This window comes from Tardiphaga sp. GW822-FHT04G09, from assembly GCF_058800725.1.
This window is the reverse complement of sequence record NZ_JBXAMO010000004.1, coordinates 1-22,870: the sequence shown is the minus strand read 5'-3', so window position 1 is coordinate 22,870 and position 22,870 is coordinate 1. Positions and strand designations below refer to the sequence as shown.

Genomic DNA, 22,870 nt, shown 5'->3' with positions numbered 1-22,870 from the left:
TTTCCGACGCGAGTCGGAGTCTTGCGCCGCATCCGCTCAAGGAACGAGGAGCGACAAATCGACCTTTTGCTTAATAATTTTTTCCTTGAAGGCACGATCGACCCAGTTCTTAATAAACTCGCGCGATGCAGGCGTAACGGAAAGATCGATCTGATTAATGTCCGAGACGTTGTAATTCGGATCGATCTTCGACGCGTCTTTGACGAGCTGCGGGCTCATCTTCAGATAAGCCCCAAACCAGATCGCTGCCTGATCCTGATTTTGCGAGATAAAGAATACCGACTGCCGAAGCGCTTCAATGAATTTCCTGGCCTCGGCGGGATGCTCCGCGATAAATTTCGATTTCATGATCGAAACGAAGTGGAATGGCCACGTATGCAGGATGCGCGCTCCAGATTGCTGCTGCAAGCGCTGCACCTGCGGTTGCCGAATGACTATTGCATCGACCGATTTGTTCGATAGCGCCGTGACCAATTCGCCCGGATCAATGTTGGTCAGAAGAACCTTCTCCGACAGGCCAGAGCTTTTCAGCCAGCTAAGCGTATCGAGATGCGAGTCGGAACCGTAGGAAACGCCGATGGTCTTTCCGGCCAGCTCGTCAGGATTTTGAGTCAGGCTGTCTTTGGCCACCATCAACGAATGGCTGGAGTTTCCGATAAGGGACACAATTTTCACATCGCCCGGCAGTTTTGACGCGTAGGAGGTCACCGGCATCAGACTCGTCACAACGGCATCGATTGATCCGGCCGCCAGTGCTTCCATCATCGGCGGACCGTACTGAAAAGACGAATACTCGGCCTTCATGCCGACTTTTTGAGCGATTCCAGCCTTCTCCATAATGACCACAACTTGACCGTTCATGCCGCTAGGAAACGCGATGCGAACGGGAACCATTTGTGCGGCCGCCGGCGCAATCGTGCCAATACACACTGCGGCAATCAAAGCAGCGCGCGACACCAGTGCGCGACGAACTAAATTCCTTAACATGATAATCTCCAACTGAAGTCTGATGGACAAATTACTTCCAAGGGACGAGGACGTGGCGCTCAATATAGACTAGGACCGACGACATTGCGGCGCCGAGCAGACCGATCACGCACATCCCGACGAGGACAAGAGCCGTCTCCAGTGCGAGACGATTGGCCTGAATCATGTAGCCAAGCCCTGAACGCGCAGCGACGAGTTCGGCTGTGACGACGGCCATCCAGGATTGTCCGAGACCGATGCGCAGCCCCGCCGCGATCATGGGCATCGCAGACGGAAGATAGATGCGGAGGAACAGCGCTGATGGTCCCGCGCCCAACGAGCGCGCCGCGTGGATATGCTCAGGACGAACCGCCTTGCCCCCCGCGTAACTGTTAATGAAGATCGGAAAGAAAGCCGCGAGCGCGGTGATGAAGAAGCTTGGCGGATCACCGATGCCGAACCAAAGGATTGCAATTGGAATCCAGGCGATCGGGGGGATCGGCCGAAGGAACGTCACGATGGGCGACAAGAGCAGATCGATCGGCCTGTAGAAAGACATCAGCAGGGCAAGCGGCACCGCTAATGCAGATGCGATCAGAAACCCGCCAATTACGCGTTTCATGCTCGCGGCAACGTCGCCGAGCAGGCTGCCATCACGGAGCAACTCGAAGAAACCTAAAAGCACGGAAAAAGGATCGGGCAGCAGCACGGAGTTGCCGAGATAGCGCGATGCGATCGTCCAGATTGCAAGAAACAGCGCGACTCCCGCAACCGACCACCCGGCGCGGGTCACCCCGGAATCAAATCGCATCATGAATCCGGTCATTTCTCAATGCTCGCTGTTGGATCGGTTGAAGACCTTCAACGTCTCCTCGCGAATGAGTTCGAGTATCTCGCCACGATAGGCGTTGAACGCTTCCGACTTGATTAGACCGGGATCGCGCGGGCGCGGTAGATCAATAGCAACGTCGCGTTTGATGCCACCTGGCAGCGTCTTCATGACGACGACACGATCGGCGAGGAAGATCGCCTCTTCGATATCGTGCGTTACGAAAACAACCGTAGGCTTGAACTGCGCCCACAGCTTCAGAAGCTCTTCCTGCATAATCGACCGCGTCTGTGCGTCGAGCGCACCAAACGGCTCGTCCATTAAGAGGACGGGCGGATAGGTTGCGAGCGCGCGCGCGATACCGACACGCTGTTGCATGCCGCCCGATAGGCTAGACGGCCACGCTGAGGCGTGTTTCTCAAGTCCGACCAGCGCAAGAAATGCCCGCGCCGTGCCGACAGGATCGGCGCGACCTAGCATGCGCGGGCCAAACGCGACATTTTCCAAGACCGACATCCATGGGAATAGCGAGTGTTGCTGGAAGACGATCCCGCAGCCCGAGTTTGGTCCCTTAACCGGAGCGTCATCAATTAGAAGCGATCCGCTGCTCGGCTTCAGAATGCCGGCAATCACATTGAGCAGCGTCGATTTTCCGCAGCCGGAGGGTCCGAGCAAAGCAAGAAATTCGCCGGGCTTGACGTCGAGGTCGAGATTGTCGAGGGCTATGTTTTCGCCGCTCTTCGTAGCAAAGCGCATCGAGAGATCGCGCGCCTCGATGCGTCCGTCGCCTGCGATTCGAGCCGGCAGCGTGTGCGCCGGTTGTGTGGCGACCGTGGTTCGAGAATGGAGAATTTCATGAGGCGCCGTTTGCATGTTGGACCGCTCGCAAGTGGAATGCCTAACGCTTTCATTGCGTCACATTGCCAGCAAGCGATATCTTGTAAGCGACGACAATAAATTGCAATTACGCAATCAGCAGAAATTGCGCGCATTGTTTTAATGCAGGCCGCGCCCACAAGAGAGGCGCACTTGATCATTCCGTGAGCATATTTTTTTATAGGCCAAGTGACTATTCGAAGCAGACGCAACGCGGTACGCCGCCCGATCGGAATGAAGGCAACTAGTTATACCGCGCGGTCGCTTTTTACTTTTGCCGCGCGTGGTGCGCTTTCAAAGTGCGGCCCTCAGCGAAAGACATCTGCAAAGGATCGACATGACCAAGACCACATCGCCGCCCGCTCAAGCGGAAACATTTCATCTCTGGGTTTTTTCCGATGCACATCTTGCGACGGACAAGGCCGTCTCCGCGGCGATCCGTAATGGGCTGGCTTTCATGCCGCCCGCCGGTTACCCGGAGAGTCTCGCCAGCGCCTTGCGCCAATCGGAAGAAGGTGGCGATCTTGGTGGTCCCGCCTTTCGTTGGGACATTGCGCTCGATCTTGGCGACAATGCTGGCTTGTGGGATATGCCGGACGACGAGCAGGGTCAGGAAGTCGCGCGTCAGTTCGGCGCGCTGAAAAAGCATCAGCGCGAAAGCATCTATTCGCTCGCCGGAAACCACGATGCGTCGCCCGGCGATTCGGCTTCGAGCGCGGGGAAGCCGGCAAACTGGTGGTTTCGCAAATGGGTCGATCCGGTTGGTGAAAATACGGTAACGTCCGGTGTCGATGCATTGCGGCGTCCATATCCGATCGAGGGCACTTGGGAGCGCTACTCCTTCAAGGTCGGAAACATTCGCTTTCTGATGATGAGCGACCGCAACGATCTTCCTTTTCCCGTCGGCCGCCGCGAGACCGGTGGCGGTTCGCCGGCTGGAGCTGTTACCAGTGAGACCTGGGCGTGGTGGAAGAAGCATGTCGAGGAGGCGAAGGACGAGATCGTGGTGAGTTGCCACCATCACATGCTGCGCGAGACGACTGTTGCATCCGGCGATTTCGAGGGCGTCTCGAAATATCCTGATGGCTCTTACCGTCACGGCCGCTATCACGGCGTGGACGGTGTGCCGGAAGGCGCCTCGTATCTCTACTTCGTCGACGATCAGCCGAAGGCCCAGAAATTCGAGGAATATCTGTCGGAGCATCCGTCGGCGGTGGACGTCTGGTTGGGGGGGCACACGCACACCTATCCTGACGACCTGAAGGGCGGGCGCAGCCACGTCGAGCGCAAATGGGGCGCGAGCTTCGTCAACTGTGCGCAACTGTCGAAGTATCATTCCTTCGTCACCTGCCCGCCGATGAGCCGGCATTTTACCTTCACGGTCGGAAGCAATCTAGTTCGCGTGCGCTGCTATCTGCATGACGACAGCTACGCTCCGCAGGGCTGGTACGACGCTGCGGAGCGCGTGCTCGAACTCAGCAAACCCTTCTCTATGGAAAGTTGAGCGGCAAGGCTACTTTTCAGTCCATTGGAATGAGGTGGCCAGATCGACGCGACGTAGCGTCGAACTTTCGACCGAAAGCGGGCCCATGCCATAATGGCATGGGCCCGGGAGTGTGTAGACCAAAATCCAGCAGCTTTAGTGTCGTTATCTCCCCAAACAATCTACGATGGCGCACGCGCTGTACGGACACCTTTGGCTGTGCTTTGTGAACACAAATACACAAAATAGATTCTCTCTCTTTCGATCGTTATGGATTTTGCTGTCTCACAGCCCAGCGCAAAAGTTTAATTTAACGCCAACCAAAGGATTGCAGGCGAATCCCGTTCTGCTTTCGCATTACCCGCCACAAAGCTCCCTAAATGTTTCCAATTGATCAAAAACCTGCCCCATCTTTGAGTCGCAATCGGCGCGAACGCCAAACGTACCGGTCATCCCTCGCGCGCTTAACTGGCGCATGGGCACGCCTTTGAACCTTAGCGCAGCGATGTATCTGCGTATGTCAAGCGACATGCAGCAATGCTCAATCAATCGCTTGTGATTGCGGCCTATGCCGCACGCCGTGGTGATCGGGACAACGTCAATCCAGCGCAGGTGGCTTGCCTCGCGGGCGTCGTGGCTTGCCAGAGCCCGCCCCCTTCTCAACCGACGTTTCAAATGGAACGCTGATCGAAGCCTGGGCTTCGCAGAACGGCTCTCGTCCCAAGGACGGCGGTGGCGACGATGACGGTGGCGCGAATTCCCATAGCCAGAAGCGCAAGAACGACACCCACGCCAGCACCAGCGACCCGCCAGCAGCCTTTATCGCAAGGCGGCCGGGCGAAAGGCCAGGCTTTGCTATGGGCCATGCGACCATGGAGAACCGACATGATCTTGCGTTCGCCGGCACGCCGACGGTCGGCCGAGCGCCGTGATTCAGAGATCATGTTGAAGGCCACGCACAAGGCGGCCCGCCGCCGCATCACGGCCGGTGAGGACAAGGCCTCGGACACCGCCGATGATGTGGCCAAGCTCCGCGTCATCGACGTTACGCCGTAGGTGACGCAATACGATGCCATCACCAAAAACGGCAGGACCCGCAACATCGCCATTGACGATCGCACCACACGACTCCCGGGATTTGGCGTGTCGCAATCACGCCGGGCGATGATCGAGTGCATCTTCGGCTGGGGTAAACAGCACGCATCATGCGCAAGACCAAGCATCGCGGCATCGGTCGCATCGCCGCCGACTTGCTGCTCAAGCCACGTAAAGAAAACATTCCGGAACCGGCGACGCTCGTCCGCGAAATCCGCCGTTTGACTGGACGCGGTCGAGCCTGGCCCAACTTTGAAGCTGCGTGGCATCATCGAAAGCTTTTTCCCCTCACATCTAATAGCATTCTAGAACGCGCCATACCGTTCATCCCTCCATAATGGTCGAATCCGAAGGAGCGTCTTCTTTGTGTGCGTGAACCGCTTTCGAAATCGCCCGTAACGCTTGCTTCCCGATTATCTTGCGACATGGCGGCTGTGTCGTGTGCACACGCAATTAGCTCTGGTGCATTTTGAAAAGACATGCCGCGATATGCAGATAGCGCTCATGATTCCAACGTTGCTAGGCGGTCGCTTTCGCGTTCGCGGCCGTCATCTCGCCTACCAATGCGTGCCGTTGCTGTGTCGCCCCTTTCACAAATATTTCTGTATCTCTCGGTCAGATGCACAGGTGTGCCCCAAATTATACTAGTATTTTAATAGTAAGCTGACTAGTAACCACTAGTTACTCTAGTTCTGGCTAGTTCGGGTTTTGATGCCTAGGTCTTGCGTCATGACCTTGGATCTCAAGCGGCTTCGTGCCGACGCCGCAAAATTACAGACCACGCAATCGACGCGCGTATCCATGCGCGAGACGACCGGGACCACCAAGGCGATACGCGCTGCTCTTCCGGAAATCTACAAGCTGCGCGATCAAAAAACTGAGTGGTCCGTCATCGCGGCTGCCTTGGCTGCCCAAGGCGTCGTCCAGGGCAAGGACCGGACTCCGCTGACCACGAACCGGCTGACGGCGCTTGTTCGTCAGATCGAACATCAGGCTGAGAAACGGCAAGCCAAGCAATTGAACAAGAAGGGCTCGATGGCACGGCCACGCAAAAATGCATTGCAAATTAGGCATCTATCCCTGTCACCCGATTTGAAGGCAGATACGCGTGCGGCCGATGAGCGGCCGTCTCAGAGCGAAGACGAGATCCGGCGTCTTGCCTTTGAGCGCGTTCAACGGATGACAGAGAAAGACTAGTACCATGCCGCGTATCCTTTTTAGCAGCCAGGAGAAGGGCGGAGTCGGCAAGACCCTCATCGTCCGCGCACTCGCCGAAGCAGTCGAGGGCGCGCCCATCATTGAAATCGATGCCAGCCACCGGCTTCTCGAACTCGAGGCGCGGGTCAGCTTCTTTCAGATGCGTGCCGACCGCGAGGCAATCGAGCGAACCGGCGGCCGTGCCGCCCGTGCCGAGTTCGATGCCGTGCTTGAGGCTCTGTCGAAAGCGACGCTGCCGACGATCGTGGATGTGGGCGCCAATACCTCGGTCTCGTTGTTCACGATGTTGGCCGATGTCGCGCCCGAACTCGCCGCCGAATTAGCGGTGTGCGTGGTCGTGACCAATGAGCCCGGTGCTATGGTCGAGACGCCCCGACTCCTCGCTCTTGCGAAGCCCTGGACTGCGGCGCGGTTCGTTGTGGAGAACCGGCTTCATGGCAATGTCGACCCAAAATGGCTCAAGGCCAAGGCGGGCGACGCCACCGTGAGTTCGCTGGAGGCCCAGTCGCTGGAGGCCGGCGCGGAGGGCTATCTCCAGGCTGGCGGACTCGCGATCGTGGATCAGCTGAACCCGAATAAACTGCGCGAAGCGCACGGGATCGGGCCTGGTCTTCGCATTCGGCGTGATCTCGCAAAGTTCCGGCTGGAAGCGATGCGCGCGGTCAAACCCGCGGCTGAGTGGCTGGTGGGGTGACTCAAATGGCAAAGCCCTCGAAGATGCTGAATGCGAGCTATGAGAAGGCCGAGGCGGTAGCGACAGCCTCGGCCGAGGCCGTCGCGCAGGCCAGCAAGAAGAAGCTGTCGGCGCTCCTCGCTCTATCGCGTCAAGAAAGGTTCGACCATCTGCAGGACCCTCTGCTGACGCCTGCCGACGTATTGGCGTTGACGCAGTCGTTGCGCACGGCGACGACACCGAAAATCCATCAGCCGGTTTTGTCGAAGCTCAGACGGTGGGGGCGCCGTCTAAATTTCCGCTTCCTTATTTCGCCGGCAATGATTGCATTGGTTGTTATGACCACCGCATACGCGGCCTTTGTCTGGTCCCGTACACCGACAAAGGTGACGGTGACGAAGACGGTTCAAGTGTCGTTATGGTACCCCGACCGCGGATGGGTTTTAGGTTTCTTGGACCCTGGCATTCCGTGGTCGCTCATCCGCACTGAGGGGGATCAGGCGATTATCCGAAGCTGGGTGCCGCCAGCCGGATATCAGGAATTCGGCATACCGGCTTCGATCGTCAAACAGGCGCTCTGATCGTCAGGTACTATCGATCCTTTCGGAGGACTCTCTGCGGATTTGATCCGCGCGCTGGCCCAACGGTTATCGAGAGGTCGTTCGGACGCCGGCCGGCTAAGAGCCAAGAGCAACTGAAAATGCGCGGGCCTGATGAGCATAGCGCCTGCGCTACCATCACGAAATGGGGACTGACCGATCGTCGTCTGTTAATCCAAGACCTATTCGTGACGGGCCTCCTCAACACCTAACGGATTGCGATGAGATGTTACGCGCGTCGGCACAGAAGGATCTGTCACCCCGTTCGCATAAATAGCATACTTGCGATGGTCAAAACCAATACGAAAGCCAAGCGAGGCGAAACCGCGTCCAAAGTCCTATAATCGCTGCCATCGAGTTGAGACCAACGCGGCCTAGGCTTGCAACAAGCTGAGTATAGAGCATGGCTACCGCTCTCCGTTACGCATCAGCCTGCGGCCAGCGCAGCTTTCCGCGGCCGACGCGCAAGGCTTCCACCAGCCTGGTGTTGCCGGCCAATCTACCCGAGAAGAGGCTGGGCTTGGGATCGACAGCCGACTTCTTGAATGCGGCGACCCGCTGGTAGTCGGGCGTCGCCAGCCAGGTCCGCCCGTCACCTTCGTCGGTGACGATTCGATAGAGGCCGGCAGGCGGGTCGGCCGCGATGTCGAGCAGGCGCTTATAGTGTTCGACCGACCACTTCTGGATGCCGCCGCTGAGGGCTTCGGTGCGGAAGCGAGCCCATAGTGCGGCAGTGTCGGGTGTGGGCCAGTCGCCAGCGTCGGTGTAGGCCGTGATCTCGTCGGATTCGAGCCAGGCCCGCATCTCAGCGGGCGTGACGAAAACAGGCTTGGCATCTTCGATCGCCGCCATGGCCGCCCGCCGCGACGGAAGGCCCGCACGGATCAGCATTGACATCATGAATTGCGGGACGCCGGTTTCGACCGCCGCTGCGGCGCCGCCCGCCACCATCTGCGGCGACCAGCCGAGGGACATGCGGCGTGTACGGACAGCTTCCAACGCCCAGACCAAACGATAGGTGAAGGCGTCTTCAACCGCCCGCATGTTCTGCGGCCCGATCTTGGCGACGTCCTCGCCCGAGACCCAACTGCGCAGAATGGCTTTCCAATTCGCCGGCAGCGTGTTCGCCTTGTCGGGGATGAAGGGCCGCATAAACAGCAGGCGCTCCCCGAGGCTGCCAAGTGCATCGACGAGTTTGTCGATATCTCCGCTCAGCGCCGCTCCGTCAGCCCGGTCGAGGAGTTCGGCCAGCTCGTCGGCCATGGCGTCGATGGTGAGGCCAGCTTCAAGCCCGACGCCCATGGCGAAATGTCCGCGCCGCGCCTGCGCCGTGGTGGTCTTCCAGATGAGATCGGCGCGCGCCTCAAACACTTTCTTATGCAACGGGGCGACGTCCGCGTCTTCGCGGGCGATCTGGCGGGCCCAGAGCGATCCCTTGAGCGCCTCGTCCAAGAGCTTCGGTAGCTCGGCGCGATCAGAGTCGAGTGCTTCGATCAGGCCGAACACGGTCGCATCGAGACGCTCGACGATTTGCGAAAGCGGCTCCTCGTCAATGGTCTCTTCCTCATCGTCGCCGCCGTCTCCATCGTCATCGCCATCGGTGTCGTATTCCGCGCCTGCCGTCAGGCGCTCGGCGACCTCGGCTTCCTCCTCGGGAGATCTCCAGGCTTCACGAGCATTGGCGAGATATTCCCAGGCATCATCGCGATCCAGGACACCTTCGCGGGACAGGCGCTCAAGGATCACGGCGACGATCTGGATAAGGCCACTCTTTAGTGTGCGGGCCTTGGCGGAGGCTACCAGCTTTCGCCATTCCTTCTTTCGCCAATCGATCTTATCGAACATGACATGGACGATGAGGCCTTCGACGTCCACGAAGGCGCGGCCGGCGCGGCCAGCGACGTTCGCGAACTCCTCGCCTTTGATCTTCTCGGACGCCCGATACAGCGCTGGCACCAACAGGACGGCGGCGTTGAGATTGAGGCCCTGAGACAGCGTCGGCGATGCGACGATGACCTTCAAGACACCGTCGGACAGAAGGGCTTCCAGTTCTCGCAAGAACGGGTTTGGCAGCCGGCCATGGTGGATGGCGACGCCCGCCTTCAGGCAAGCGACAGCGGGATGGTCCTCGCCCAACCATTCCTTGCCCACCTCCATGGCGCGCGCGATCGACGCCTCGTCTTCCAGCAGCGAATCCAGATAGCCACGCTTGCAGAGGTCCACGACCTGCTTGCCGTAGCTCTCGACCCAATTCGCCTGGGTGGAGAAGATCAGGGTCCGCTTGCCCTGGCCTGCGAATTCCCACGCCGCGAACAAGGCGAGGTGCGAGTTCTTGCGCGGATAGGGCTTCTTTTCCTTCCCGCGCGCTGGTTTCTGCACGACGAATTTGTCGAGGAAGGGCCCGTCGTCGTCGAGGTCGAGCCGGAGCAATGCGTCCTTGCCTCGCCAGGAGAGCGCGCCGAACCGCTGCCGTGTCGGGCGCCAGTCGGAGCGCACCGGCTCGCCCGGTTCGTCAGACCGTATCCAGGCGGTGAGATCATCCAGCTCATCGCCGCTCGGCAGGATGGCGGAGAGGCAGACGATGCGGCGTTCGCTCGCGTCGGGGCGCCGAAGTAGGCGCTGCACGAGCGTCTCGTAACGGATTTCGCGCTCGCTCGGGCCGATCATGTGGCCTTCGTCGAGGACGATCAGGCCGACATCATCGATCAGCGACGGATCGCTTCGCAGCGCGAAGTCGAGCTTCTCGGGTGTCGCGATGATGATCTCGCGGGTGCGCAAGGCGTCTTCGTCGCCAGCTGAAAGACCGCTGGCGCCGTAAAGGGACGAGACGCTGAATCCGAGGGGCGCGAAGGTCTTTCTGAAGGACCGCTCGGTCTGGGCCGACAGCGCGCGCAGCGGCGTCACAATCAGCACCCTGCGCTCCGACGACAGCGTCATCAGCGCGGCGATCTCGGCCACCCGCGTCTTGCCCGCGCTGGTCGGCAAAGCGACGACCAGATCGTCAGTGACGTCCGTGGAACGTTGGGCCGCTTCGCGCTGCGATGGCCATAGCTCCACCTCGGAAGTTTTTCGCGTGTAGAGCGACGAGATGAAGAGCCGGCGCAGGTCCGGGTATTTTTCCTCTGCCCCCCCTGGCGGCTCCGTCGGCAGGGTCTGGTGCAGCGAATGCTGCCAGAGGTCGTCGATCAGGTGCCGGCAGAGATTCGACATCCACCACAGCGGTACATTCTCCGCATTGTCCGCCAGGCTGACCGCTGTGGTGAGCAGCGCGCGTGCGCTATCGATCGGCTCGGGCTCGCCTGTCTCGAGCGCGAAGTCAAAATGCGCCAGGGCCCGGCAGATCGTCGTGTTGAGGATGGTCGATAGCACCTCGTCGATGTCTGGTTCTTCGCCCCTTAGCGCCTCGGCGACCTGCTCATCACCATGAGCCCCATCGTCCAACCAATCGCGAACGAAGCCACGCAACTGGCCGAGATCGCGCAGGATCAGGTGTCGAATCGCCGCTTCGCCCGGCGAGGCATTGAGGTCGTCCGCAGTCTCGTTGAAGAGCGAATAGGCGACGGCCGAGAAGCCGGCGAGGTGATAGGCGGCGGCAGCGATGGTACGACGGAAGCCGCGATCAGGCGATTCTGGATCACCATTGCGCACCAGGGCTTCGAAGGCGTTAGCAGCGCGCTCGAACGCCTTGCTGGTCAGATCCGAAGCGCCAGCTTGAGCACGCAGGGCCATCGCGCCCCGCAGTAGGGCGAAGCCATGTTCGGCGAGATCGGTTTCGATTGTCGCGCCGAGAGGCGGCGCATTCGGCGGCAGGACGCCCTCCTCGCGCATCAGCGACCAAGCCGCGCCGCGATAGAGGAGGCGCCCAAGGATACCGTCGACGGTCGCAGTCGCCAGAAATGCAGTCAGTTCGTCAATCGTCTCCAAGGTCTTCCGCCTCCTGGTACATGGCCGCGATGAAGTCCTGGTGATCCTCAACGTGGATGTTCACGACGTAGTGGTCCCGATTGGTCCCCGTGCCGTCGAGGTCCTCCTTCAGTGAAGCGTGGGGGCCGTTGCCCGACACGGTGAAGAGCATGTGGTCGATGCGATCGGCGCGAAGGGATTTCAGGCCCACCTCGTCACGGAGGCTGCGGCCCAGCGCGTTGTCGTCCGGATCGGCGCTCTCCAAGAGGCGGTTGGCGACGAACAGCAGGGAGTCGGGCGTGCAACGGCCGCTGTCGCGGTTCAGCACCTTGCGAGCGCTCGTGACAGTGGCTTTGCCGAGTGCCTTGTTGCTCTTGGCTTCGCCTTTCAGAAGCCAGAGCTTCTCGCCGGCCCCATCGTAGCCGGCGCCGATGAAGTCATCGCCGCGCATGGCCATGTTGCGGCCGTCCTTATAGCGGAGACGGCGCACGGGGACGTGCAGACCGATCTCTTCCTCGACTAGCTCCGTCGCGAGAATCTCGCCGAGATCGCCGGACCGTCCTTTGGTGGTTTGCGGCATCGCTTCACTGAGAATCGCGGCTGCGACCTTGTATCCGAGCCGGTCCACGTCTTCGGCAATGCGTTCGAGTCGGTCGTAATGCGATCGGATGGTCGCGGCGAGGTCATCGCGAATCTCATCGCGACCGCCGTCCTTTTCGACATACGTCCAATAGCGCTTCCGCTTGTCCTTTTCTTTCGTGGCTTCGCACCACTTTTTATATAGCCCCACGCGACGCTCCCTTGCCTGCCTTGTTCGTCGGGGCCTTTCCATCCCAGAGGCTCGACAACGGCACCGCCGCCAACTTGTCGCCGAACGGCACGATGTTCGCGCTGTCGTAAAGGACGACGCCGAAGGCGAAGCGATCTCCGCACGCCTCGGCCAAGGCCCGCAGTCCGCTGAAATCACCGGCTTTGACCGTCGCGCTCGCCTTGACCTCGATGCCTGCGATCATCCCGTCATCGCGCTCCAGCACGATGTCGACCTCCCGCATGTCCCGATCCCGGAAATGGTGCGCCGTCAACCGCAGGTCTGAGGCCGTCATCAGCTTCAGCACTTCGGAGAATACGAAGCTCTCCAGCAACGCGCCGAACGTGCTGCGATCCGCCTTGACCCTGTCGAAGGAGAGCCCCCGCACGGTCGCCAGTAGACCGGAATCGAGAAAGTGCAGCTTTGGTGTCTTCACGATCCGCTTGAGCGCATTGGTGAACCACGGCTGCACTGTCGCGATCAGGAAGACCTGCTCAAGCAGCCCTACATAACGCTGCCCCGTCTTGTGGCTGACGTTGATGCCAGCGCCGAACTGCGAATAGTTGACCAACTGGCCGGAGTGCTCGGCCAGCAGCCTCACGAATTTCGGAAGTTCCGTCAGCTTCTCGACGTCAGCGATATCCCGCAGATCGCGCGTCAGCACCGATGTGAGATAGGATCTCGACCAATCCTGCCGCCGGCGCTCGCTGTCGCGACTGATCGCTTCGGGGAAACCGCCAAGCAGGACAAGCTGGACAAGGTCGTCGCCCAGGATTGCGTCCCGCTGGCTCCGGAGATTTCCTGCGAAGAGGTGCTCTAGGAAAGTCGGCGTCCGGCCTTCGATCTCCGCCCTTGCGAGCGGCAGCATCTGTATGGTCTCCATCCGGCCGGCCAGGCTGTCGGCGACCCGCGGCAAAGTTAGGACATTCGCCGAGCCAGTGAGCAGGAAGCGACCCGGCCGATAGTCCTCATCAACCGTCTTCTTGATTGCCAACAGCAGGTCGGGCGCGCGCTGGATTTCGTCGATAATGGCCCGATCGAGGCCGCGGATGAAGCCGGCGGGATCGGACTGGGCGGCCTCAAGGACCGTTTGATCATCGAGTGTGATATAGGTCCGCCCGGCTTCTCCCATTTTGCGGACGAGCGTGGTCTTGCCGGCACGGCGCGGGCCCACGATCAGGACCACCGGCGTATCAGAAAGGGCTTCCTCTGCCCGTCGCTCCACAAACCGTCCGAACATGCCATCTCCGAATCCGGAAGATTGGAACTATCGGAGGCGGCTGATTGGGAGTCAATGGTCCGCTAATTGGAAGTTATGGACCGCGATCTGGAAGCCCTGGAGGGGAAAGCTTTCCCCCCTGGTCGACGCCGGCGTCGCCGACACACCCCCTTCTGCGGGGAGATCCCCGCAACGCCCCCCTAGAGAGAGTGCGGACCGGGTTTCCGTGACGGGTTGAAAGCTGGACAGAGGCCTCCGGCGCCCGTCGCGGAGATCCCCGATGTCCAGCAAGACCGCTTTGCCACGCCCCGGCCACGACCGGGCGAGCCTCTATGACGAAATCGCCGAGGGTTCGGGCAAGCCGGTAGCAGGACCGGCGAACTGGTCGTCCGCGACAGTACTACCGGTCGCGAGCGCCAGCGGATTGTTCAGTCGCGCAAAGGCCGCTGCAAATCTAGGCAGATGGCCGCTGGCTGATGACGCCGGCCTTGGACATTCTACGGATGTACCGTATTCGAATTTTGATCGCACGTGTCCTGACAAGGGCGTCGACCGCCCTTGTCTTAACTTACCATGCGCTATGCCTTTAGATCCGCCCCACGGGCGGGACTTTGATGATCAAGTTCTCGAAGCGCGGGTCATTATGGGCCACGGTTTTCCAAAGCCGCACGGGATGGCGGGCGTAGAACGGACTGTTCGGGAAGACGATGAGCTCCTTGGTGTCGAGCGTCGTAAGCTCTTCCTTCGTCATCAGCCGGGCTTCTTGCGTGGCAGTCGACGTCGTCGCTGCACCGTTTTGGCCCACCCCCATTGATTTGGACTCAACGAGCGCCGAAAAACTCCCCAGTGCTCGCGACCAGCGATCACTTTCCTCGGGATCGGTGGCGGGCACGTCGAACAGGACGACGATGTCGGCGGTGCTCATGAGCGTGCGCGCGCCGGATTCGCCGTAAGTTGTGACCATCTGTGCGCGGTCCTGCCAGATCGTCCACAGGCTGGCACCATGCCCGGGGAGTTCGCCACTGGCTTTGAGGATCGCATCGAAACGGCCGAGAGTGCTGGCCTCGTCGATGAAGATCACTATGCGCTCCGCGGGATGATGTTCACGGACCGTATCGAAGATATCTCCGAGCAGCCAGCGTACGAAGGGGGCCAGCGCCACATTGTCCCGGCTGGGGATAGCCACGAACAGATCGATATCGCCGCGCGCGAGATCGGACAGTTCGAACGAATTGCTCGTGACCATTTTGGCGGGCCGTTCATCGTTCAGCCACGAAAATGCCTGTGCAGCCGTCGAGACGATGGTGTCGCGCCCCTTGGGTTCGCTCTCCATGATCATCAGAGCGGCTTGTGCTGCGGGCATCGCCTTGTGTTGCTTGAGGCCATCGAGCAGATCTTCGTGCGCGTTCAACAACCGCAACACTTCCGGGACATTTGGCGACTTCGAATGCAGGGCGACAATCATGACGCCGACAATGAGATCGACAGCGCGATTGTTGAAATAGGTAGCGGCAGCATCACCGCCGCCGGTGAGTTCGGGCAGAAGAATTCTCGCGATATGCTGCAAGTAGAGGACGTCCTTCGGGTCGACATGGGCGAGCGGGTTCCAGCTATCTGTGCCACCCACAAGTCCCAGCGGATCGAGGCACCGCACAGTGCGTCCCAGTTTCCGCCGGCGCTCTGCCACTGCGCGATAGGCGTCGCCTTTAGGATCGATCACAACTGCCGGTCCGAGCCATGCCTCGATTTCTGGGTAGGCCAGGTTCGGGATCAACAGCCCCGACGATTTGCCCTTTCGCGGTGGCGCGATCGTCAGCAGATTGCCTTCGATCGAGACGCGCACGGCGTGACCACTGGTCTTGCTGATGCCCAATTCTAGGCCGGTGGTCATCTTGCCGACCTCAGCCGGCGTCGCCCATCGCGCCGCCCCATGGATGCCGATCGGATCGCGCTTGAGTGCGGACTTCTTGGTCCGGATCATCAGCAAAGCGAGAACGCAAAATGCGCCCACTGTGACACCGAGATAGAGAAGACCGCCGCCTGCGAAGTCCTCGGATCGCCTGGTAAGCATCGACCAGTATGGCGAAACCACCTCGCCGACTTTGAACGTCAAGACATGGTCGATCCAGATCCTGGGCTGAATGGCGCTCGGCGGCCACGCTGCCGGGTCGGCACCATGTTGAGCCATCATGGCCAATGGATATCCGAAGAGGATGATACTCAACACAGTCAGGACGACAACGCCCAAATTCCATATCATGCGAAACATTCTAAACTCCACATCTGCAGCATCCCTTCGCTTCGCGCTCCGATGCTGCGCGGCCTCGTACTAGCGATCGTCAATCCGCATGTTATTTGTGGACATCCGATGCATGTCGAAGCTCTTAACGCGGCGAAGCGCGGAATGGCAGGCCTGAAAAATGCAATGCAAATTTGATCGCCGGTCTTGATCCCGTCGACTTTATCCGCACAGCGCTCAGAGCAAAGAAATGGCGCGGCCGAGATGGCCGCGCCGAAGCTCTTAGTCAGCGTTGCGGCGTGACCAGATCAGTGCATGTTCACCGTCTCGGCCTTCAACGAGGCTGGCGAAGATCGGGTTTGCAAAAGTCGGATCATCGAGGCGGACAAAGAAATATTCGCGCCCGTCCTTGCGGGCCTTCTTCCAGGCTGCACCAAGCTCGATGTCTCCACTGAGGATGCGGAAGTCGGGTCCTTTGTCGGTGCGTGGCAGGGCCAAAAATTCTGCACCGATCGACAGCGACAGCGTCTTGAGGTTGCCGATGAAGCGGTTATTGGTCTTCGTAAAGGTGCCGATGGTCGTCATGATCGATTTCCCGTTCGTTTTCGAGTGCCGCCTAATTGCGTTCTCGATGACGGCCCTGACGACGACAGGCGATCGACCTGCACCTTGAGGCCGAAGCAACGCGGAGGATGGCGGAAGCTGACCTTTTTGTCTCGCGCGAGGAGCCAAGCAAAGCGCGGCGGGGAAAAAGGTCGAGCGCCGCCGTTGCAGGGATACGATCGAGGGCAAAGCCCGACCTGTCGGCGATACCGTCCATCATCCGAGAACTCACCCAAGCGGAACCGACGCGGGAAAGCTCATTCGACCGCACAGCCGAAGTCGGTCTTGACCGGAACGGACCTGCCGTCAGTCGCACTCGATCCGTGTGGAAGCGCATGCGCGGGCCGCCCCCCTACGGGACTTGCGTTGACAATCTGGAATGTGGCATGCGGAGATGGGCTGGCCAAACAGCACCGAGCGGACTGGAGCGCCGACGATAAGGCCAATCAGCCGTCGGTCTGTCGATACGCCGACGTTATGGAATGTGATAAGCGGAATTCGATATGAAATCTGCTGTAAAAAAGCGTTCGGTTGCTGTTAGCGACCACAGGACAGGTGTTGTCCTCGAGAATGAATTCTCGGGATTGTCTCGATGAGATTGCAGCGGTCAAAGGCTTATCCATCAGGGTCTTGATAGCTCAAATCGACGCCCGTCGCACCTCCAGTAATCTATCTTCGGAAATCCGCGCCTTCGTCCTCGATCACAACAGAACCGAACACCCGCCCCAGCGCGACTGATTTACGGCGAGAAGGAACGCTACGTCTATTACCAGCTCTCCGGAAACATCTGAGGTGCAATTGAAGGCAGGTCGGGCCTTAGTCCGACCTGCTGTTTGTTAACCGACCTTCGTGGTCTGGAAGGCCACTGCGATCCGCTCGAAGAGCGTGCGCGGCGGATAAATCACGCCGGCCAGCCTCAAGGCCGTCACGATCTTCAAGGCGCCCTCGAACTCCGTCAGCAGGATTGCCAACTCTTCGGGAGTGACGTGGGTCGCACCGAAGTCGTGCGGGATGTTGTCGTCGAACGCGTCCATCGTGACCTTGGTCGCGAACTGCCGGGCCCAGTCCACCTGCATGGCGTTGGGCGTTTTGCACGGCATTGCCATGCGCTGGAGCTCATCTTCGAGCGAGTGGGAGACTGCCATGATCGCGGGGTGCACGGGCATGTCGTGGCCTTTCGGTTATCAGCAGGGCGGAATGCCGTGTTGTGCGATCGGCTTAACGCTTCCGAACAATGACATTCAATAAAACAAGATGCATTGCAAATTCGGTGTCGGACACTGTGCTACTTATCGCATGAAGCATGATGAAAACCGGCGAATGGACGCGTGTAATACATTAAAATCGTGATCGGCGGACAGCTTTGACGAATAGCGATAATTTGACAGATCGATTTCACGCTATCTGAATTTGTCTGGTCCATAGGGAGGAGGTCGCCTTCGCGGCAATTCTTCGACCTTCGAGATCCTCGCAATCATACCGGGATTAATCATCGCAATGCCGCTGTCTTCGCTGCGTAAAGCCGCCAGTATTTCGGACGAGATTGATACATATGACGAAAGGGAAATCCCCCCGGAACTGCAGGAGCCTCCCGAGGCGCGCCCCGGCGACGTGAACTACGTCCACTCGGTTTTCTACGATCCCAGCCGATTCGAAACGTTTCCCGACAGACTGTTGGGACAGGTGCGTGACGCCTTTCCAGGTCAGCCATTGTGGCGGCCTGAGGCCGTGCATCCGGCAAGTTTGCACGGGCGCATGGTGGTCTACAGTTCGCTTCAAACCGAAAAATTTGTTCGAGACGGTTATGTCGCCGAGCTAGAGCCTCCGACCTTCAAGGGCGGCAAGGCGCCCAAGCGTTCGCCCGCAAGCCAGTTGGCTTGGGACGCGTTCTTGGTAAACGCGTCCTTTGCTGAGGCCATAGCCGACGCCATTCATAAATGCCACGATCAGTACGGTTTGGACCTCGTCTTCAAGAATCCCGTTGTCAGCGCTCTCGCGCCAATCGTCGGAAAGTTCGCTAAAGGTAAACCGAAAATCGCCCCGACCGTGCTTTGCAGCCATGGAAAACTATTGGTTGGTCCACGGGCTATCTTGGCGTTGCCAAGAGCCAACAGACAGGCAGTCATCGCTTATCCGGCGGAGCCGACAACAGTCAGCACGATATCGAAAAGTGGGCGCGAACTTTATAGCCTTTGGACAAGTGATAGTCGGATTGCAATTCGCCGACGCGTGCTCAAAGAGATTCGTTCATGGCTTGCTCACCCGAATCCAGACTTTGATCCAGAGGGCGCTTTGCTGTGGGCGCTTCAGACCGTGGCCATTCTGCGTGTCCAGGCAACCGATTGGAAGGGACGTGAACGTCGCAGCTACGTACTCAGCCAGCGGGCCCGAGTTGCAGATGGCGATCCAGAGCAGCGAACTAAATCTCAGGACGACCAGATCGAGTTCGCCAAGCTGGTGGACGGACTTCGGGGTCGCCGCAACGACGTCTGTCCGATCGATATCAGGCGAGCACCTGTCACAGCCCGTGCTGACGTCATTTCCATGATGGCAGGTGGTATTGGCCTGGAAGACGAAGCGATCTGGCAAGATGATCTTGTCCATCGCGATAATCTCGCTCGCCAGAATCTCGGCAGTCTGGCCGCCTGGATCGGTCAGTTAAAGCGCTTTCATTGTGCAACGCTGAGCACTGGCCTCGCGCGATTGATCGAAGAGATCGTCACGGATTCTCCGAACACGCTTCTAGAACTGGATCTCACCGGGGATGATTGGTCGGGTGTAAACCTCGTGCGTGCTCAGTTGCCCGATCTCATCTGGCGCACTCTGCTCGAGGCTCTGCTATACAATGATCGAGGCGTGACTGAGATCGAGGTCCGCTACGAATGGAATGACGTGCCTACCGAGCCCGCCGTGATCGTGCCCCCTCGAGCTGGACTAGATGCCGACGTCATTACCATCGCGGGGCCGCTGCTCGATCTATCGCCAGCGCGCCGTGCGTGGTGGCGGCAGCAGGTCGCGCAATTTCGTGCGATCGGCTCGCTTACGGTCTGATGACGGCCGAAGCATTTCAATCAGATCTCAATGCTCTTCAGGGAAGTCGACCCATGGGTTCGACTTCTCAATTCTCCGACAAATAACGCAGCGAAAGTCGATCGAATACATACGGCGTACTATAAAAACGCGTTTCATGGTGGCGAGTAAAATTCCGGCATCGTTGCTGTTAGGGGTCTCTTACCTAAATGCATGCCAGGCCAGACATTTCAGTGCTTACCGTATGAGCGAAGCGGATAGCTCCAATCAGGCTGATCGCAATCAGATCCGAACATCCAACCTTCAGCTTAGATACGCTGCCTCGTCAGCCGGCTATCTGAGCTGACCGGATAGCAGGTTTGACCGAGTGTTCACAGCGATGGGAAAACAGCATGTGACATCGCGTAGAGACAGCGATCTGACAAACGAGGCAATATTTTACGCAATCTCTTTCACCGTTTATCTTCCATCAGCTCTTTAAATTTTCGAAGTGATCGCGACATTTCATCGCAAATCTTATGCAATTTTACGCCTGAAACAGCATTGTCGCGCTCGGTCAAGGTAAGAATCACGTCAAAAACATTCTCGGAATGACAGGCCAGCAAGAGCAGGTGCTCGCCCCGAGGGCCGGACGATCCGTTTAGCCAATTCTTGATCGTTCGTTCGCTCGCGCCGGTCCACTGCCGCACCCTTTTGTTGGCTTGATGTGTTGGCCCGAGCTCGCTTCTCAGTGCTTGTCGGATTGCCCTCGCGTAAACGAGACGTGGCGTGTTTTCGCCGCTGCCATTGCGGAAAATTCTGCCCCTTTTAGGCAACATTCTGCCCATCCCTTCCAATTAGATGCGGAGAGCGGAAGATTGACGGCAAATAACTTTCGGCCAACGAAACCTTTCGGTGAAAATGGTTGGGAAATCCCTTGAGACAGAGCGATCCCGTAAAGAATCACGCGACCGATCCCGGCCGGCAGGGTCCGCCAATGGCGCTCGTACGCGCTGCCGAATATGTTCGGATGTCTACCGAGCATCAGAAGTATTCCACGGATCTCCAATCAGAAACGATCAGGCATTATGCGAGCCAACGTGGATTAACGATCGTTCGCACTTATGCCGACGAGGGGCGTAGCGGGCTGAATATTGAAGGTCGCGTAGGTTTGCAGTCCTTGCTGGCCGATGTGGAAGGCGGGAGCGCCGACTTCTCAGTCGTCGTTGTCTACGACATTAGCCGCTGGGGGCGTTTTCAAGATTCAGATGAGGCTGCTTCATACGAGTATCGATGCCGGGCGGCCGGTGTCCACGTCGCTTACTGTGCTGAGCAGTTCGAGAACGACGGAAGTATCGGATCCGACGTCCAGAAGGTTGTTAAAAGGCGGATGGCTGCTGAGTACAGCCGCGACCTGTCAATTAAGGTGCACGCAGGCCAATGCAACCTGATCAGAAAGGGTTTCCGTCAAGGCGGTCCGCCGGGCTTCGGCTTACGTCGGCAGTTGATGGATGAAAGTGGCAACTCCAAAGGCGAACTGCACCGCAAACAACATAAGAGTATTCAAACCGACCGTGTCGTTCTCGTGCCGGGGCCAGAAGCGGAAACCGATATTGTCAGGAGCGTCTACCATAGCTTCGTCGCTGATGGGCGCACCGAGTCCGAGATTGCGGCAGGGCTCAACGAGCAGGGAATTTTCACCGACCTCGGACATTCCTGGACCAAAGGCACGGTCCATCAGCTCCTCATCAACGAGAAATACATCGGCAACAACGTCTGGAACAGGCGGTCCTTCAAGTTAAAGCGGCGCCGTGTGCAAAACGAACCTGCACTATGGGTACGCGCAGACGGTGTGTTTGAGGCCGTCGTCGACCGAGCGCTTTTTGAAGCTGCAGCAGAGATCATACGCGCAAGATCACTGCGTTTGACGGACGAAGAGATGTTGGAAGCCCTTCGAAGATTGTTGGCGCATTCAGGATCGCTCTCCGGACTGATCATCGACGAAGCCGAAAACTGCCCTTCTAGCAGCGCTTATCAGGGTCGATTCGGCAATCTTCTCCGGGCATACGAACTCGTGGGATATACCCCGGAACGAGACTATCGGTACGTCGAAATCAACCAAGGCTTGCGGCGTCTTTATCCGGAGATCGTTTCCGATGTGGTCACAGGCATTGAGCGTGCCGGTGCCCACGTTATACGCAATCCCGAAAACGATCTTTTGACTGTTAACGAAGAGTTCTCGGTCTCCGTCGTGGTCGTCCGTTGCTTGGAGACCCGTGGCGGGTCGCTGCGCTGGTCTGTCCGTCTGGATCGGGGCTTGTTCCCGGATCTCACGGTTGCGGTGCGTATGGACCGCTCCAACATTGTTGCCCGTGACTATCTGATTTTACCAAGCTTCGACATGGACAGGCAGGTCTTACGCCTCGGCGAACATAACGGACTTTCGCTCGATGCCTATCTTTTTGATTCTCTAGACCCGCTCTTTGAAATGGCGGAGCGCGTATCACTCTCGGAGGTCGCATGAAGCAGCTCGATGACGCTAACTTTGTTCATTTGATAACAGTTTCTCGGATCACCGTCGTCAACCCCAGAATCCGCAACAAAAAAACCTTCAGAGAGCTCGTCGAAAACATCGCGGCATTGGGCCTCAAAAAGCCGATCACGGTCACACGTCGGGAAGAGCCCGACGGTTCGTCTTATGACCTTGTTTGTGGGCAAGGTCGACTGGAAGCGTACATGGAGCTTGGCGAAACCGAAATTCCAGCGCTCATTATCCAAGCAGATCCCGAGGATTGCATGGTCAAGAGCTTGGTCGAAAACTGTGCGCGGCGACAGCATCGTGCCATCGACTTGCTCCACGACATCGGTGGGATGAAGCAGCGAGGATATTCCGACGCTGAAATCGCAAAAAAGACGGGACTGTCTCAGGAATACGTTCGCGGTGTCGGCCGATTACTGGCGCAAGGGGAACAACGCCTCTTACGCGCAATGGAAGCGGGCCATATTCCGGTCAGCGTCGCAGTCGAGATCGCCGAGGCCGACGATGTGGGTGTGCAAGAGGCCTTGCATAATGCTTATGAGAGCAATCTGTTACGCGGTCGCAAACTGATGATTGTCAGGCGGATCGTCGAAAGTCGGCGTCGCCGAGGTAGAAAGTTCGAGACCGGCTCCTCTAAAACGGCACAAAAGCTTTCCTCCCGGTCTCTCGTTCGAGCCTACCGTGAAGACACTGACCGAAAACGTCTCCTGATCCGGAAGGCCGACGCCACCCGAAACCGATTGATCTTCATCGCCCACGCCATGCGCGAGTTGTTTAATGACGAAAAGCTTGTCTCACTTTTGAAGGGAGA

21 protein-coding genes are annotated in these 22,870 nt (G+C 58.7%); 11 read left to right on the top strand and 10 right to left on the bottom strand.

The genetic code is table 11. The features are described from left to right. Positions 1 to 36: 36 nt before the first annotated feature. The 3 genes from AC1RLZ_RS09225 to AC1RLZ_RS09215 are packed head-to-tail and all read right to left on the bottom strand — an operon-like array spanning position 37 to position 2,551. Positions 37 to 987 carry an ABC transporter substrate-binding protein gene (locus tag AC1RLZ_RS09225; RefSeq protein ID WP_493188412.1) on the bottom strand — a complete coding sequence of 317 codons (951 nt, stop codon included), beginning with the start codon at positions 985 to 987 and terminating at the stop codon, positions 37 to 39. Positions 988 to 1,018: 31 nt separating this feature from the next. Next, complete coding sequence (locus tag AC1RLZ_RS09220) at positions 1,019 to 1,792, bottom strand: ABC transporter permease (RefSeq protein WP_493188411.1); 774 nt, start codon at positions 1,790 to 1,792, stop codon at positions 1,019 to 1,021. A 3-nt stretch (positions 1,793 to 1,795) separates the two neighbouring features. After that, positions 1,796 to 2,551: an ABC transporter ATP-binding protein gene (locus AC1RLZ_RS09215; protein ID WP_493188410.1), complete on the bottom strand. Its 756-nt coding sequence runs from the start codon at positions 2,549 to 2,551 to the stop codon at positions 1,796 to 1,798. 457 nt (positions 2,552 to 3,008) lie between these two features. Between AC1RLZ_RS09215 and AC1RLZ_RS09210 the strand changes: the two genes are divergently transcribed. The 6 genes from AC1RLZ_RS09210 to AC1RLZ_RS09185 all read left to right on the top strand — a co-directional run bounded on the left by AC1RLZ_RS09210 (position 3,009) and on the right by AC1RLZ_RS09185 (position 7,721). Beyond that, positions 3,009 to 4,175, top strand: a complete 1,167-nt coding sequence (locus AC1RLZ_RS09210; protein ID WP_493188409.1) for a metallophosphoesterase — start codon at positions 3,009 to 3,011, stop codon at positions 4,173 to 4,175. An 864-nt stretch (positions 4,176 to 5,039) separates the two neighbouring features. Continuing rightward, a complete protein-coding gene (locus AC1RLZ_RS09205) occupies positions 5,040 to 5,210 on the top strand; it encodes a hypothetical protein (protein ID WP_493188408.1) in 171 nt (56 codons plus the stop codon). Between the two features lie 149 nt (positions 5,211 to 5,359). Continuing rightward, complete coding sequence (locus AC1RLZ_RS09200) at positions 5,360 to 5,587, top strand: hypothetical protein (RefSeq protein ID WP_493188407.1); 228 nt, start codon at positions 5,360 to 5,362, stop codon at positions 5,585 to 5,587. Positions 5,588 to 5,978: 391 nt separating this feature from the next. Beyond that, positions 5,979 to 6,446 (top strand): hypothetical protein, encoded by a 468-nt coding sequence (locus AC1RLZ_RS09195; RefSeq protein WP_493188406.1) that lies wholly within the window; start codon positions 5,979 to 5,981, stop codon positions 6,444 to 6,446. Between the two features lie 4 nt (positions 6,447 to 6,450). Beyond that, positions 6,451 to 7,161 (top strand): P-loop NTPase family protein, encoded by a 711-nt coding sequence (locus AC1RLZ_RS09190; RefSeq protein WP_493188405.1) that lies wholly within the window; start codon positions 6,451 to 6,453, stop codon positions 7,159 to 7,161. Positions 7,162 to 7,166: 5 nt separating this feature from the next. Continuing rightward, entirely contained in the window at positions 7,167 to 7,721 is a 555-nt protein-coding gene (locus AC1RLZ_RS09185; protein ID WP_493188404.1) for a hypothetical protein, read from the top strand. A gap of 438 nt (positions 7,722 to 8,159) precedes the next feature. On the opposite strand, the gene AC1RLZ_RS09180 is transcribed toward AC1RLZ_RS09185, so the two are convergent. From AC1RLZ_RS09180 to AC1RLZ_RS09165, 4 genes are all read right to left on the bottom strand, one after another. Beyond that, positions 8,160 to 11,663, bottom strand: a complete 3,504-nt coding sequence (locus AC1RLZ_RS09180; RefSeq protein ID WP_493188403.1) for a DEAD/DEAH box helicase — start codon at positions 11,661 to 11,663, stop codon at positions 8,160 to 8,162. Further along, positions 11,650 to 12,432: a HamA C-terminal domain-containing protein gene (locus tag AC1RLZ_RS09175; RefSeq protein ID WP_493188677.1), complete on the bottom strand. Its 783-nt coding sequence runs from the start codon at positions 12,430 to 12,432 to the stop codon at positions 11,650 to 11,652. The genes AC1RLZ_RS09180 and AC1RLZ_RS09175 overlap by 14 nt, the downstream gene beginning before the upstream one ends. Further along, on the bottom strand, positions 12,419 to 13,690 hold the full coding sequence (locus AC1RLZ_RS09170) for an ATP-binding protein (RefSeq protein WP_493188402.1): 1,272 nt from the start codon (positions 13,688 to 13,690) through the stop codon (positions 12,419 to 12,421). Before AC1RLZ_RS09170 ends, AC1RLZ_RS09175 begins: the two co-directional genes overlap by 14 nt. A 565-nt stretch (positions 13,691 to 14,255) precedes the next feature. Next, positions 14,256 to 15,542 carry a type IV secretory system conjugative DNA transfer family protein gene (locus AC1RLZ_RS09165; RefSeq protein WP_493188401.1) on the bottom strand — a complete coding sequence of 429 codons (1,287 nt, stop codon included), beginning with the start codon at positions 15,540 to 15,542 and terminating at the stop codon, positions 14,256 to 14,258. 57 nt (positions 15,543 to 15,599) lie between these two features. Between AC1RLZ_RS09165 and AC1RLZ_RS09160 the strand changes: the two genes are divergently transcribed. Further along, positions 15,600 to 16,106, top strand: coding sequence for a hypothetical protein (locus tag AC1RLZ_RS09160; protein ID WP_493188400.1), 507 nt, complete (start codon positions 15,600 to 15,602; stop codon positions 16,104 to 16,106). 84 nt (positions 16,107 to 16,190) lie between these two features. Here AC1RLZ_RS09160 and AC1RLZ_RS09155 read toward each other — a convergent pair whose 3' ends face one another. Next, positions 16,191 to 16,493 carry a DUF736 domain-containing protein gene (locus AC1RLZ_RS09155; protein ID WP_371420454.1) on the bottom strand — a complete coding sequence of 101 codons (303 nt, stop codon included), beginning with the start codon at positions 16,491 to 16,493 and terminating at the stop codon, positions 16,191 to 16,193. Between the two features lie 588 nt (positions 16,494 to 17,081). Here AC1RLZ_RS09155 and AC1RLZ_RS09150 point away from each other — a divergent pair. Continuing rightward, positions 17,082 to 17,249, top strand: coding sequence for a ribbon-helix-helix domain-containing protein (locus AC1RLZ_RS09150; RefSeq protein WP_371420453.1), 168 nt, complete (start codon positions 17,082 to 17,084; stop codon positions 17,247 to 17,249). Between the two features lie 98 nt (positions 17,250 to 17,347). On the opposite strand, the gene AC1RLZ_RS09145 is transcribed toward AC1RLZ_RS09150, so the two are convergent. Next, on the bottom strand, positions 17,348 to 17,677 hold the full coding sequence (locus AC1RLZ_RS09145; RefSeq protein WP_371420452.1) for a hypothetical protein: 330 nt from the start codon (positions 17,675 to 17,677) through the stop codon (positions 17,348 to 17,350). Between the two features lie 331 nt (positions 17,678 to 18,008). Between AC1RLZ_RS09145 and AC1RLZ_RS09140 the strand changes: the two genes are divergently transcribed. Next, entirely contained in the window at positions 18,009 to 19,562 is a 1,554-nt protein-coding gene (locus AC1RLZ_RS09140) for a hypothetical protein (protein ID WP_493188399.1), read from the top strand. A gap of 431 nt (positions 19,563 to 19,993) precedes the next feature. Here the strand turns inward: AC1RLZ_RS09140 and AC1RLZ_RS09135 are convergent, their stop codons facing one another. Beyond that, the gene (locus AC1RLZ_RS09135) at positions 19,994 to 20,359 is read right to left on the bottom strand and encodes a hypothetical protein (RefSeq protein ID WP_371420450.1); all 366 of its coding nucleotides are present in this window, start codon (positions 20,357 to 20,359) and stop codon (positions 19,994 to 19,996) included. A gap of 158 nt (positions 20,360 to 20,517) precedes the next feature. Between AC1RLZ_RS09135 and AC1RLZ_RS09130 the strand changes: the two genes are divergently transcribed. Continuing rightward, the gene (locus AC1RLZ_RS09130; RefSeq protein ID WP_371420449.1) at positions 20,518 to 22,044 is read left to right on the top strand and encodes a recombinase family protein; all 1,527 of its coding nucleotides are present in this window, start codon (positions 20,518 to 20,520) and stop codon (positions 22,042 to 22,044) included. Further along, positions 22,041 to 22,870 (top strand): plasmid partitioning protein RepB C-terminal domain-containing protein (locus AC1RLZ_RS09125; protein ID WP_493188398.1); only part of this gene is annotated, 830 nt, incomplete at its 3' end. The genes AC1RLZ_RS09130 and AC1RLZ_RS09125, both read left to right, overlap by 4 nt.